Raw genomic sequence first — 12,548 nt, 5'->3', positions numbered from 1 at the left:
AGTGCAGGCAATGAGGCTGAGTGCCCGGCGGCAGGACATGTACCTCGCCGTCGGGCTCGCCGTGCTCGCGTCCGTCGTCGCCGTCAGCTTCGGGAGCGGACGGCGGCCGGACGCGCTCGGCTGGGCGTTGCTGCTAGCACTGCACGTCCCGCTGGCGTGGCGACGACGGGCGCCGTTGACGGTGCTGTGCGTGATGATCCCGCTGATCGCGTTCTACCACCAGCAGGAGTACGACCACTCGGCGCCGACCGCCGCCTCCATGGTTCTCCTCTACACAGTGGCCGTCACCGGCAGCACCCGGCGGACGGTGACCATCGGCTGTGCGGTGGTCGCGCTGATGCTGGTGCTGAAGGCGGGCCACGGCATGGCGGGGGTCGCCGAGAGCTTCCAGATCACGGGTTGGATCGTGTCGATGCTCGTCCTCGGCGGCTACCTGCGCGTCCACCGTCAGCTGACGCAGACGGCCCTCGAACGCGCCGAGCGCGCCGAACGAACCCGCGAGGAGGAGGCCCGCCGCCGCGTCGCCGAGGAACGGCTGCGCATCGCCCGCGACCTGCACGACCTGCTCGCGCACAGCATCACCCTCATCGGCGTGCAGACCTCGGTGGCCGCGCACGTGCTGACCGCCGACCCCGACCGCCTCGACCGCGCCGCCGTGGCCAAGGCCCTCGACGACATCGCCGACACCTGCCGCAGCGCACGCGGCGAACTGCGCACCACGCTGGAGGTGCTCCGCGAGCACGACACGGCGGACACCCGGGGCCCCCTCCCCGGCCTCGACGCGCTGCCCGACCTCGCCGCGACGGCCAGGGCCGCGGGGGCGAAGGTCGACCTGTCGGTGGAGGCCACCGCCGCGGGTGTCCCGGCCGCCGTGGGCGCCGCCGCGTACCGGATAGTCCAGGAGGCACTCACCAATGCCGTACGACATGGCGGGCGGGCCGACCTCACGGTCCGGGTCGGTGTGCACGAGCGGGACGGCGCGCTCCGCGTGGACGTCACGGACGACGGCGCGGGTACCGGTGACGGCACGCCCGGCTTCGGGCTCGTCGGCATGCGTGAACGCGTCCGAAGCGTCGGCGGCACGCTGGACGCCGGGCCACGGGACGAGCTGGGCGAGCGGGCGGGCTTCGCGGTGAGCGCCGTACTGCCGCTGCGGGCGCACGGAGAGGAGGCACGATGACCGCCACCGCCGCTGCCATCCGGGTGCTCCTCGCCGACGACCAGACTCTCGTACGGGCCGCGTTCGCGATGCTCGTCGAGTCGGCGCGGGACATGGAGGTCGTAGGACAGGCTGCGACCGGACGCGAGGCGGTCGCGCTCGCCCGCACGACCCGCGCCGACCTCGTCCTGATGGACATCCGTATGCCGGACCTGGACGGTATCGAGGCGACCCGCCTGATCGCGGCCGACGAGGACCTGGCCGGGGTGCGGATCCTCGTCCTGACGACCTACGACACCGACGAGCACGTGGTGGAGGCGCTGCGCGCCGGCGCCTCCGGATTCCTGGTCAAGGACACCCGTCCGGCCGAACTCCTCGACGCGATCCGCACGGTGGCGGCCGGAGAGGCGCTGCTGTCGCCGGGCCCGACGTCCCGGCTGATCGCCCGTTTCCTGCGCACCCCCGTCGCGCCCGCCACCGGCGGCCCCGAATGCCTCTCCGAACGCGAACGCGGAGTCCTCGCGCTGGTCGCGCGCGGCCTCAACAACACCGAGGTGGCCGAAGCGTTGGGCCTGAGTCCGTTCACCGCGAAGACGCACGTCAGCCGCATCATGGGGAAGCTGGGGGCGCGGGACCGGGCGCAATTGGTGATCGTGGCGTACGAGTCCGGGATGGTGACACCGGGGAGGCTGTGACGGACAGACAGGTCGGCGTCGTTCCGCGAGGGCGACCTCCGCGAGGAGCGACCTCCATGAGGGGCGACCTCCGTGAGGGAGAGCGATGACCATCCTGAGCCGCACGCTTCTTGTCACCGTAGTACTGGTCGCCCCGATCACTTTCGCCGGGCACGCCTCGGCGCACTCCGGCTGCACGTCGTCCGTGCCGTACGTCTCGGGAAGCGGCGGCTACGACACCTACCGCATCCCCGCGACCGTCACCACCGACCGGGGCACGGTCCTCGCCTTCGCCGAGGGACGCCACAACAGCGCGGGCGACACCGGCAACATCGACGTCGTCCTCCGACGTTCCGGCGACGGCGGCTGTACCTGGGGTCCGTTGTCGGTGGTGGCCGCGGGGGACGGAGACACCCGGGGCAACCCGGCCCCCGTCGTCGACCCGCGCACCGGCGCGATCGTGCTGGTCACCTCCTACAACAGCGGTGCCGTCACCGAGGGCCGGATCATGCGGGGCGAGGTCACGCCGGAACAGAGCCGTCGGGTGTTCGTGCAGCGCAGTTGGGACGACGGGCGCAACTTCTCGGTGCCCCGGGACATCACGGGGGAGGTGAAGCCGCCGAGTTGGCGCTGGTACGCGACCGGGCCCGGGCATGCCGTTGCGCTGACACGGGGGCCGCACGCGGGGAGGCTGGTGATCCCGGCCAATCACTCCGCCGCACCGGCCGCCGGGTCGACCGACACCGGGCAGGAGGCGAAGTACTACGGCGGGCACGACCTGTACAGCGACGACGGGGGCGAGACGTGGCGGCTGGGGTTCGTGGACGCCACGTACGACGGGGTCGGCAACGCGAATGAATCCACGGCCGCTGAACTCCCTGACGGCAGGCTGTACTTCAGCTCCCGGGACCAACTGGGGACGAGTGCGGGGAATCGGCTCGACACGTACTCCAGTGACGGGGGTGTGAGTCTGGATCGGCCCTACGCGATCCAGCACACCTTGGATGAGGTGCCGGTGGTCGAGGGGAGTGTTCTCCAACTGCCGGGCGTGGGGGCTCCGTTGCTGTTCTCGGCGCCGTCCGTGCCCAATGTCCGCCAGGGGATGGCGATTTGGCGGAGTGCGGATGGCGGGGGGAGCTTTGTGAAGGCGGTCGCCTTGTCGGGGGAGTGGGCGGGGTACTCGGATCTGGTGGCGGTGGACGAGGACACCGTCGGGGTGCTTTACGAGACCGGGGGGACTAGTGCGTACGACACGATCGAGTTTCGGCGGGTGGGCGTGGCTGGGGTGAGTGGGGGGTGAGCGTCCCTGGGGGCCCGCTCCCGGGCTCCCGGGCCCCGTGGTCACGAAGGACGGCCGTGCTCCGGGTCGGCCTACCGTGCCGGGCGGAACGGCCGCAGGAAGCGGATCCCGTCCTCGATGCCGCCGTCCATCAGTTCCAGCAGTTGGGGCACCAGGTCCTGCATACGGGGTGCGTGCAGGTGGCCTTCGAGGGCCTCGCGGCTCTCCCAGCGCTCGAAGACGACGAACGTGCCCGGTTCTCCCTCGACCTGGTGGGCCTCGTAGTCGATGTTGCCCGCGTCGTGGCGTGACGCGGTGACGGCGGCTGTCATGAACGTCTTCATCGCGGCTTCCTTCCCGGGTCTGGCCCGGGCTTCCCACAGCACGGTGACGTAGTGGTTCGACGTGGTGGTCATGCGCCTGCTCCTCCTGGTCCGAACAGCACGGTCGTGCGCTGTTCACGACTCGACACTGGGCCCCGGGGAGCGTCGGCGGGAGCTACGGGGCTTCGTGGTACAGCGCGTACCACCCGGTGGGGCGGGGTGTGCGGGAGGATGGTGTGCATGGATCAACTCGGTGCCGCGCTGCGGGCGTGGCGGGACCGGCTGGATCCCGCGACGGTGGGCTTCGCGCACGGCTCACCCCGTCGGGTCCCGGGTCTGCGGCGCGCGGAGCTGGCGACGCTGGCCGGCATCTCGGTCGAGTACGTGGTCCGGCTGGAGCAGGGACGGGTGGCGACGCCCTCGGCGCAGGTCTGCTCGGCCCTGGCCCGCGCCCTGCACCTGTCCGACGACGAGCACGCGCACCTTCTGCGCATGGCCGGGCACGCGGCGGATCCGGCCCGGGTTCCGCGCATGATCCCGGGGAGCCTGTACCGGATCGTGGACCAGCTCGCCGGCAACCCGTTGGCGATCTACGACGCCACCTGGCAGCTGCTGCACTGGAACCCGCTGTTCGCGGCCACGTTCGGCGACCCCACGGTCCACGGTGCGGGCGACCGCAACGTCCTGGTCTGGCAGTTCCTGGGTGAGCTGCCCCGGGTCCGGCAGACGGCGGCCGAGCGGGCGGCGTTCGAGGAGTCCCTCGTCGCCGACCTGCGCGCGACGACGAGCCGGTACCCCGACGATCCCGACCTCACGGCGCTGGTGTCGAGGCTGAACCTCAGCCCACGGTTTTGCGAGTTGTGGAGCCGCCGAGCGGTGGGCGGTCACCAGAGTGCGCACAAACTCGTCCGGCACCCGGACGTCGGAGACATCGCCATGAACTCCGACATCCTCGCCACCCAGGACACCAACCTCCGCCTCGTGGTGTACACGCCGCGGCCGGGCACCGACGCCCGCGGCAAACTCGAACTCCTCGCGGCCATCGGGGTCCAGAGGATGTCTCCGCAGAAATGAAGCCGGGTGGTACGCGCCGTACCAGGAAGTCCCGTAGCTCCCGCCGACCCTCCCAGGGACCCAGCATGAAGTGCGTGAACAGCGCCCGACCGTGCTGTCCGGACCAGGAGGAGCCAGCATGACCACCACCTTCATCACCGGGGCCAACAAGTCCCTCGGTCTGGAAACCGCCCGTCGTCTCGTCGAGGCGGGGCACACCGTCCTCCTCGGTGCCCGCGACCGTGAGCGCGGTCGGGCCGCGGCCGCCTCGCTCGGCGCCCGGTTCGTCCGGATCGACGTGACCGACGACGCCTCGGTCCAGGCCGCGGCCGCGGATGTCGCCGCGCACGAGGGAACGATCGACGTCCTGGTCAACAACGCCGGCGTCCTCGGCAAGATCGGCCCCGTCGAGGAATACACCGCGGCCGACGTGAGCGCCGTGCTCGACGTGAACGTCGTCGGCATCGTGCGCGTCACGCACGCCTTCCTCCCGCTGCTGCGCAACTCGCCGAGCCCCGTCATCGTCAACGTGTCCAGCGGGATGGGCTCCTTCGGCATGACCCAGGACCCGGCGCGGATCGAGTCGCAGTACGCCCTGCCCCTCTACTGCGCCTCGAAGGCCGCGGTCACGATGCTCACGACGCAGTACGCCAAGGAACTGAAGGACGTGAAGGTCAACGCCGCGGACCCCGGCCAGACCGCGACCGACTTCACCGGCGGCCTCGGACACAGCGTCGCCGAGGGCGCGGAGTCCATCGTGACCCTCGCGACGATCGGCCCGGACGGACCGACGGGACAGTTCATCGACCGGTCCGGGAACCTTCCGTGGTGAACGTGCCCTGAGCTCGAACGGGTGGGTGGGAATCCCGGTCGGTCACAGCAACCCCGCCGCCGCCAGGAACTTCCCCACCCGTCCCACCTCGTCCGCCGACAACGACACCTGAGGCTCCGCGGTCGCCGCACACTCGATCACGCCCCGCAGATGCAGCGCCGCCTTGAACGCCCCCAGCGCCGACGAACTACCCCCCATCCGCGCCGGGTCCCCCACCCCCACCAGCCTGAACAGCGCGCACAGCCGCTCCTGTTCGGCACGCGCCCGATCCCAGTCCCCGGCCCGGCACAGCGTGTCGAGACGGACGTACCCGTGCGGATCGACGTTGGCGAGACCGGGCACCGCCCCGTCCGCGCCCAGCGCCAGCGCGGAGTCGACGAACAGCTCGGAACCGGTGAGCACGCTGAACCCGGTGATGTCCGGATCAACACGCGCGCCGGTCACCACCGTTCGAAAGCCCCCAAGGTCCCCGCTGGAGTCCTTGAGACCGGCGAGGACCCCCTCGGCGGCGAGTTCGAGGACGAGGTCGGAGGGCAGCTTGGTGTGGACGGAGGCGGGGAGGTCGTAGGCCACGACAGGGGCCGGGGACGCGGCGGCGATCAGGCGGTAGTGGCGGGCGATCTCGGCGGGGTGGGTGCGCGTGTAGAAGGGCGCAGTCACTACGACCGCGTCCGCCCCCGCATCGGTCACCGCGGCCACATGGTCCAGAACCCGGGGCGTCGTCATGTCGATCGCCCCTGCCAGCACCGGGAGTTGGCCCCCGACATGAGCCACCACCGCCTCGACGACACACCTCCGCTGCCGGTCCGTCAGATACGCCGCCTCCGAGGTCGAGCCGAGCAGGAACAGCCCGTGCACCCCGGCCTCCACCAGATGGTCGACGAGCCTGAGCAGGGAACGGACGTCCACCTCGCGGTCCGGTGTCAGGGGGGTGCAGACGGGCGGTACGACACCGGTGAGCGGGGCGGGGAAGGTCATGAAGGCTCCAGGGGGAGGCTTTGGCGAACGAGGTCGCGGGTCGACAGGTCCTCCTCCACAGGATGGTGGCAGCGGTAGCGATGTCCCGGCGTCGACGCGGGCGAAAAGTCCGGCATGGCGGCAGCGCACACCTCGTCCGCCTTCCAGCACCGCGTACGGAACGGACACCCGCTCGGCGGTCGCGTCGCCGACGGTACCGGTCCGATCAGCGGGATCGGGTCGATGGGGTGGAGGAGACCGGGGGTCGCCGAGAACAGGGCGCGGGTGTACGGGTGCCTCGCCCGGTCGGTGACCCGGTCGGCCGGGGTCTCCTCGACGATCCGGCCCAGGTACATGGTGATCACACGGTCGCTCATCCGCCGTACCGTCTGGATGTCGTGGGACACGAACACCAGGGCCAGGCCCAGCCGTTCCTTCAGGTCCAGCAGGAGATTGAGGATCTGAGCCCGGACCGACACGTCCAACGCGCTGGTCGGTTCGTCGGCCACCACGAGGTCGGGGTCCAGCGCCAACGCCCTCGCGATCGCGACACGTTGACGCTGCCCGCCGGAGAGCTGCCCGGGGAGGCCGTCCGCGAGCGCACGCGGGAGGCCGACCAGCGACATCAACTCCCTTACCCGGTCCTCCCGTTGTCTCCTGTCGCCGCGACCGTGCACGTCCAGCGGATCCCGCAGTATCTGTCGGATCGTCAGCCGACGGTTCAGCGCGGTCGACGGGTCCTGGAAGATCATGCCGATGCCCGTGCCGACGGCCGCCCGGCGTTCGCCCTCCGGCATCGACCACAGGTCCCGGCCCCGGAAGGACACCGTTCCGGACGTCGGCCGCTGTACGCCCACCAACACCTTGGCCAGCGTGGACTTTCCGCAGCCCGACTCGCCGACCACACCGACCGTCTCGCCGGGCGCGACGGTGAGATCGGCGCCGGTCAGGGCGTAGACCCGATCGCGGCTGAACAGCCCACCACTGCGCGCCTTGTGCACGACATGAGCACCGGCCAACTCGACCAGCACACCGCCCACTTGACCACCCTCCACCTCAACACCCGCACCGCTCATCCGTCCGCCTCCCGCTCGACACCCGCACCCTTCACCCCGCCCCACGTCAACCCCCCAAGGGGCGCGGGGCTGCATCGATATGCGGCTCCGCCGCGCGGGCGCGACCGCCCACCCGCACCCTTCACCCCGCCCACCCCAACCCCCAAGGGGCGCGGGGCTGCATCGATATGCGGCTCCGCCGCGCGGGCGCGACCGCCCACCCGCACCCTTCACCCCGCCCACCCCAACCCCCAAGGGGCGCGGGGCTGCATCGATATGCGGCTCCGCCGCGGGCGCGACCAGCCCCCACTCACCCGCACCCCGCACACAACCCAAACCACCCACCCCCAACCCGCCCCACAACCCACCCGCACCACTCACTCGGCCCCCCTCGACCACCACCCCGCTCACGTGACCGCCCCTCTCTCGGTCGAGACCAGGTCGACCGCCGGATGGTGGCACGCCGCCGCGTGCGTACGCGGGCCCACCAGACCCGGCGCCGTCGTACGGCACAGCTCGCTCGCCAGCGGGCAGCGGTCCGCGAAGCGGCAGCCCGCCGGGAAGTCCGCGGGGGAGGGGACGACCCCCTTGATCTGGGTCATCCGCTCGGCCGCCGACTCCAGGGACAGCACGCTGCCGAGCAGACCGCGCGTGTAGTGGTGGGCCGGCGACTCCACCAGGTCGGCGGTCACGCCCGTCTCCACGATCTGTCCGCCGTACATCACCACCACCCGGTCGGTGACGTCGGCGATCAGCGCGAGGTCGTGCGAGACGAGGATCAACGCGAAGCCCAACTCCGCGCGCAGGCGCAGCAGTAGCTCTATGACCTGCGCCTGTACGGTGACATCGAGGGCGGTGGTCGGTTCGTCGGCGACGATCAGCTTCGGGTCGCGGGACAACGCCATGGCGATCAGCACGCGTTGGCGCTGCCCGCCGGAGAGTTCGTGCGGGTAGCTGCGCAGGGTGCGGTCCGGGTCGAGGCCGACCATCGTCAGCAACTCGCCCGCCCCACGGCGCCCTCCGCGCCGTATCACCTGCTTGAGCTGCGCGCGGATCGTCATCGCCGGGTTCAGCGAGGACAGCGCGTCCTGGTACACCATCGCCATCTCGTGGCCCAGCAACTTGCGGCGCACCCGCATCGGCTCGCCCACCAACTGCCGCTGGTTGAACCGGACATGGCCGCGCACCCGCGCACCCTTCGGTTCCAGGCCCATCACCGCGAGCGCCGTCAGCGACTTGCCGCAGCCCGACTCGCCCACCAGGCCCAGGACTTCACCAGGCCGCACCTCGAAACTGATGCCGTCGACGATGTCCACGCCGTGGTGCCGGCCTTCGAAGCCGATCGCCAAGTTCTCTACCGCGAGGACTGGTTGGCCGTCCGGATCGGGCAACGGCCGTGCCCGGGACCGGAGTCGTAGCGCCGCCTCCGTCAGGCCGGGGAGCGGGAGCACCTCGCCGCTGCCGGGCGCGGGCGCGTCGAGCGGGTCCTCGTCGGGCCGTACGTCCACCTCGCGCGCGGTCGGTGCCGCCCACGCGTCCGAGACTCCCTCGGACAGTATGTTCAGCGAGAGGACCGTGATCAGCATCAGCAGGCCGGGGAAGACCGTCGCCCACCAACCCCCGGTCAGCACCATGTTCTTGCCGTCCGCGATGACACTGCCCCAGGACGGGTCCGGGGGCCGGACGCCCGCGCCGATGAACGACAGCGACGCCTCGAACACGATCGCCTCGGCCACCTGCACCGTGCAGAACACCAGGATCGGAGCGGCGCAGTTGACGGCCACGTGCCGGATCACGATGTGCGGGGTGCGGGCGCCGATCACCCGCTCGGCGGTCACATAGTCCTCGCCGTACTGGTCAAGTACGTTGGCCCGTACGACCCTTGCGACCGGCGGGGTGAACAGGAACGCGATCGCGCAGATCAGTACGGTGATCCCGCCGCCGAACACCGCGACCAGTACGGCGGCGAGCGCGATGCCGGGGAACGCCATCACCACGTCCAGGCAGCGCATCAGCGTTTCGTCGACGCCCTTGCGGGAGGTCGCGGCGACCGCGCCGATCAGCGCGCCGACGACGAGGGCCAGCGCGGTCGCCCCGAGCCCGATCGCGAGGGACCAACGGGCGCCGTACATCAGCCTGCTGAGGATGTCCCGGCCCAGGCTGTCCTGGCCCATCCAGTGGTCGGCGGACGGGTGCCCGGTGCCGTCGACAGGGAGCTGCTGGCCCAGCGGGTCGTGCGGGGCGATGAGCGGCGCGAGCAACGCCACCAGCACCACGACCGCCAGGAAGCACACCGCGACCTTCGACAGCAGCGGCAGCCGGTGCCGGCCGCGCAGCCGGATGCCGGGCCGGGACAGGGTCTCGGCGAGGCCCTTGCGGGAGAACTGGGGGAGCTGGGGGAACTGAGTGAACATCAGGAGGCATCCCTCAGGCGCGGGTTGACCAGCAGATAGAGGATGTCGATGACGAGGTTCACGACGACGAACCCGGTCGCCGTCGTGAGCACCACGCCCTGGACGACGGCCGGGTCGCCGTTCTGCACGGCGTCGATCATCAACTTGCCCATCCCGGGGAGGGAGAAGATGGTCTCGATGACGACCGCACCGCCGAGCAGGTATCCAACGCGCAGGCCCAGTACGGTCAGTGGGTTCATGAGGGCGTTGCGGAGGACGTTCCGGCCGACCACGACTCGCGGTGGCAGGCCGCTGCCGATCGCCGTCCGGACGTAGTCCTTGTCCAGCTCCTCGACCACCGACGTCCGTACGATGCGCGTGAGTTGGGCCGCCACCGGGAGGGACAGCGCGAGCGCCGGTAGGGCCATCGTCTTGAGCCAGCCGGTGAGGGAGTCCGCCGGGTTGATGTAGCCGCCGGTCGGGAACCAGCCCTGGTCGACGGCCAGGTACTGGATCATCAGCAGCGCCAGCCAGAAGCCGGGCGCCGCGACCCCGGTGAGCGACACGACCCGGATGATCTGGTCGGGCAGCCGGTCCCGGTAGATCGCCGCCGTCACTCCGCCGAGCAGCGACAGCACGACCGCTATCCCCAGCCCCAGGAAGGTGAGTTGGAGGGTGAGCGGCAGTGCGGTGGTGACCTGGTCGACGACCGGCGCCCGGGTCAGCGCGCTGGTGCCCAGGTCGCCGTGGAGGAGCGCGCCGACGAAGTGGACGTAGCGGAGGGGCAGCGGATCGAGCAGGCCGTTCCGCTCGCGGAAGTCGTGCAGTTGCTGCGGGGTCGGGTTGGCGCCCTGGAAGAACGCGGACGCCGGGTCGACGTCCGAGAAGCGCATCACCACGAACACGAACAGCACGATGCCGAGCATCAGCGGCACGAGCAGGACGATACGGCGGGCCAGAATCCTGACGACGGTGACCATGGGTCAACTCCTGTACGGCTAGACCCACTTGGCCTGGAGGACGTTTATGCCGGGGTACGGCTGTGCCCTTATCCCCGTCAGTTTCTTCGGGTCCCAGGCGGTCATCAGTTCGTTGTGGACGACCGGGTAGAGCACGGCCTGTTCGGCGACGATGTCGATGTAGTCCTGGATCATCGTCTTCTTCTTCGCCGCGTCCGGCTCCCGGGTCGCCTGGTCCATGTCCTTGAAGAGCTGCTTGGCGACGGAGTTTCCGGCCCAACGGGCGTAGCCCATCCAGAGGTTCTGCGGGCCGTAGTTGTAGTGCATGATCAGGTCCGCGTCGAGGCCGAACTGGTTGGGGTTCGAGGCGGCGGCGACCACTTGGTAGTCCTGCTTCTGGTCCATCTTGGTGAAGACGGCCGTGGTCTCCTGCGGGGAGAGGGTCGTGCGCACATCGATCGCGTCCCAGGACGCCTTGATGGTGGGCAGGCAGTCGACGATCCAACTCACGTTCACCGCAAGGATGTTGACCTTCAGCCCGCTGACCCCGGCCGCCTTCAGCAGCGCCTTCGCCTTGTCGGGGTCGTAGTCGTAGACCGTCTTCGCGCGCCGGTAGGCCGGGTTGCCCTCGTTGAGGAAGGACGAGGACGGCTTTCCGTGTCCGCGCAGGGCCACTTGGACCATCTTGCCGGTGTCGATGGCGTAGTGGAGCGCCTGGCGTACCCGTACGTCGTCGAAGGGCTTGTGCCGGGTGTTGAACATCAGGAACAGGTTGTTCATCCCGGCCCCGCCCGCGACCGTCAGCCCGCCGCTCTGGAGCCGTTGGATGTTGGCGTAGGGGATGTTGTCGGCGATCTGCGCGCCCGCGCTCGACCCGGAGATCTTGGCGACGCGGGGTGCCGCGTCGACGATCGTCAGCCAGTTCATCGTCTTGAAGGCGGGCGGGCGCGGGCCGTTGTAGCCGGTGAACGCGGCGAAGGTCGTGTTCGACTTCGGGTGGTGCGCGGTCTGCCGGTACGGCCCCGAGCCGACCGCCTTGCCCTTGATCGCGTCGTCCCAGGCGCCGGGCTTCGAGAAGATGTGCTTCGGCATGATCTTCGCGAGGGTGAGGCGTGAAATCCCTTCAGGGAAAGGGAACTTGAGGACCAGCTCGACGTTCCGCGCGTCGATCTTCCGGACCTCCTTCAGCCAGCTGACGAAGAAGCCCTGCGCGAGCGTCGCCGTCTTCGGGTCGAGGATGCGGTCGAAGACGAAGACGACGTCGTCGGCCGTGACCGGCTGCCCGTCGTGGAACGTGGCGCCCGCCCGCAGCGTGAACTTCCACGAGGTGCCGCTGGTGTCCGTCGGCACGGCGGTCGCCAGCGCCGGGTACGGCGTGCGGGTGATCGGATCGGTGTCGATCAGCCCCTCGTAGATGTGGTTGTTGCCGGCCATCGCGAACGCGGACGCGGTCTGCGTCGGATCCCAGCTGCCGTCGTTGCCGTAGCCGATCACCGCGGTCAGCGTCCGGTTCTTGCCGGTGCCCCCGCCGCCGGTGTCGTTCGTCGACTGCGGCCCCGACGAACAGGCCGTCAGGGACGAGGAGATCGCGGCCGCCGCGCCCAGCGAGCCGGAGTACTTCAGGAACGCCCGGCGGTGCAGCGCGGGCACGTTCTGGGTCACGTCTTCGCGCATGGTTCCTCCAGGAGGTACGACGTCCTACGTCCTGCGGTCAGCGCGACCATAAGAGCGGCCATGGGGGTGGTCAAGGCATCGCACACGAATGGCGTAGCCGTCAGAGGTCGGACCAATGGCAGTTTGAAGAGGTGCGCGAAAACGCCCGTGAATGGCGCAAGTTGCCGCCCTCTCCGATCAGGCCGAGGTC

At 70.3% G+C, this 12,548-nt stretch carries 11 protein-coding genes; 5 read left to right on the top strand and 6 right to left on the bottom strand.

Going from position 1 to position 12,548, the window contains the following annotated elements; translation table 11 throughout:
• Positions 1-10: 10 nt before the first annotated feature.
• The 3 genes from OG588_RS16155 (at position 11) to OG588_RS16145 (ending at position 3,133) form a co-directional block, all read left to right on the top strand.
• Positions 11-1,180 (top strand): sensor histidine kinase, encoded by a 1,170-nt coding sequence (locus tag OG588_RS16155; RefSeq protein WP_405947910.1) that lies wholly within the window; start codon positions 11-13, stop codon positions 1,178-1,180.
• Positions 1,177-1,854 (top strand): response regulator, encoded by a 678-nt coding sequence (locus tag OG588_RS16150; RefSeq protein WP_405947909.1) that lies wholly within the window; start codon positions 1,177-1,179, stop codon positions 1,852-1,854. Before OG588_RS16155 ends, OG588_RS16150 begins: the two co-directional genes overlap by 4 nt.
• 85 nt (positions 1,855-1,939) lie before the next feature.
• Complete coding sequence (locus tag OG588_RS16145) at positions 1,940-3,133, top strand: exo-alpha-sialidase (RefSeq protein ID WP_405947908.1); 1,194 nt, start codon at positions 1,940-1,942, stop codon at positions 3,131-3,133.
• Positions 3,134-3,204: 71 nt separating this feature from the next.
• Here the strand turns inward: OG588_RS16145 and OG588_RS16140 are convergent, their stop codons facing one another.
• Entirely contained in the window at positions 3,205-3,528 is a 324-nt protein-coding gene (locus OG588_RS16140) for a putative quinol monooxygenase (protein ID WP_405947907.1), read from the bottom strand.
• Between the two features lie 147 nt (positions 3,529-3,675).
• On the opposite strand from OG588_RS16140, the gene OG588_RS16135 reads away from it, so the two are divergent.
• A complete protein-coding gene (locus tag OG588_RS16135; protein WP_405947906.1) occupies positions 3,676-4,509 on the top strand; it encodes a helix-turn-helix domain-containing protein in 834 nt (277 codons plus the stop codon).
• Positions 4,510-4,627: 118 nt separating this feature from the next.
• A complete protein-coding gene (locus OG588_RS16130) occupies positions 4,628-5,320 on the top strand; it encodes an SDR family NAD(P)-dependent oxidoreductase (RefSeq protein WP_405947905.1) in 693 nt (230 codons plus the stop codon).
• Between the two features lie 42 nt (positions 5,321-5,362).
• Here the strand turns inward: OG588_RS16130 and OG588_RS16125 are convergent, their stop codons facing one another.
• From OG588_RS16125 to OG588_RS16105, 5 genes are all read right to left on the bottom strand, one after another.
• Complete coding sequence (locus OG588_RS16125) at positions 5,363-6,298, bottom strand: dihydrodipicolinate synthase family protein (RefSeq protein ID WP_405947904.1); 936 nt, start codon at positions 6,296-6,298, stop codon at positions 5,363-5,365.
• Entirely contained in the window at positions 6,295-7,353 is a 1,059-nt protein-coding gene (locus OG588_RS16120; RefSeq protein ID WP_405947903.1) for an oligopeptide/dipeptide ABC transporter ATP-binding protein, read from the bottom strand. The genes OG588_RS16125 and OG588_RS16120 overlap by 4 nt, the downstream gene beginning before the upstream one ends.
• A 386-nt stretch (positions 7,354-7,739) precedes the next feature.
• On the bottom strand, positions 7,740-9,746 hold the full coding sequence (locus tag OG588_RS16115) for a dipeptide/oligopeptide/nickel ABC transporter permease/ATP-binding protein (RefSeq protein ID WP_405947902.1): 2,007 nt from the start codon (positions 9,744-9,746) through the stop codon (positions 7,740-7,742).
• Positions 9,746-10,705 carry an ABC transporter permease gene (locus OG588_RS16110; protein ID WP_405947901.1) on the bottom strand — a complete coding sequence of 320 codons (960 nt, stop codon included), beginning with the start codon at positions 10,703-10,705 and terminating at the stop codon, positions 9,746-9,748. Before OG588_RS16110 ends, OG588_RS16115 begins: the two co-directional genes overlap by 1 nt.
• 18 nt (positions 10,706-10,723) lie before the next feature.
• Positions 10,724-12,358: an ABC transporter substrate-binding protein gene (locus tag OG588_RS16105; RefSeq protein WP_405947900.1), complete on the bottom strand. Its 1,635-nt coding sequence runs from the start codon at positions 12,356-12,358 to the stop codon at positions 10,724-10,726.
• Between the last annotated feature and the right edge of the window lie 190 nt (positions 12,359-12,548).

Origin of the sequence: Streptomyces prunicolor, assembly GCF_045162825.1 — a bacterium.
Taxonomy (GTDB): domain Bacteria; phylum Actinomycetota; class Actinomycetes; order Streptomycetales; family Streptomycetaceae; genus Streptomyces; species Streptomyces prunicolor.
The sequence above is the reverse complement of the archived record's forward strand: the minus strand, read 5'-3'. Positions and strand labels throughout refer to the sequence as shown.

Bases quoted from the DNA above. Each gene is read 5' to 3' on its own strand.
- OG588_RS16110 (WP_405947901.1), bottom strand. From the start codon at position 10,705: ATGGTCACCGTCGTCAGGATTCTGGCCCGCCGTATCGTCCTGCTCGTG.
- OG588_RS16115 (WP_405947902.1), bottom strand. From the start codon at position 9,746: ATGTTCACTCAGTTCCCCCAGCTCCCCCAGTTCTCCCGCAAGGGCCTC.
- OG588_RS16145 (WP_405947908.1), top strand. From the start codon at position 1,940: ATGACCATCCTGAGCCGCACGCTTCTTGTCACCGTAGTACTGGTCGCC.
- OG588_RS16120 (WP_405947903.1), bottom strand. From the start codon at position 7,353: ATGAGCGGTGCGGGTGTTGAGGTGGAGGGTGGTCAAGTGGGCGGTGTG.
- OG588_RS16155 (WP_405947910.1), top strand. From the start codon at position 11: ATGAGGCTGAGTGCCCGGCGGCAGGACATGTACCTCGCCGTCGGGCTC.
- OG588_RS16140 (WP_405947907.1), bottom strand. From the start codon at position 3,528: ATGACCACCACGTCGAACCACTACGTCACCGTGCTGTGGGAAGCCCGG.
- OG588_RS16105 (WP_405947900.1), bottom strand. From the start codon at position 12,358: ATGCGCGAAGACGTGACCCAGAACGTGCCCGCGCTGCACCGCCGGGCG.
- OG588_RS16135 (WP_405947906.1), top strand. From the start codon at position 3,676: ATGGATCAACTCGGTGCCGCGCTGCGGGCGTGGCGGGACCGGCTGGAT.
- OG588_RS16150 (WP_405947909.1), top strand. From the start codon at position 1,177: ATGACCGCCACCGCCGCTGCCATCCGGGTGCTCCTCGCCGACGACCAG.
- OG588_RS16125 (WP_405947904.1), bottom strand. From the start codon at position 6,298: ATGACCTTCCCCGCCCCGCTCACCGGTGTCGTACCGCCCGTCTGCACC.
- OG588_RS16130 (WP_405947905.1), top strand. From the start codon at position 4,628: ATGACCACCACCTTCATCACCGGGGCCAACAAGTCCCTCGGTCTGGAA.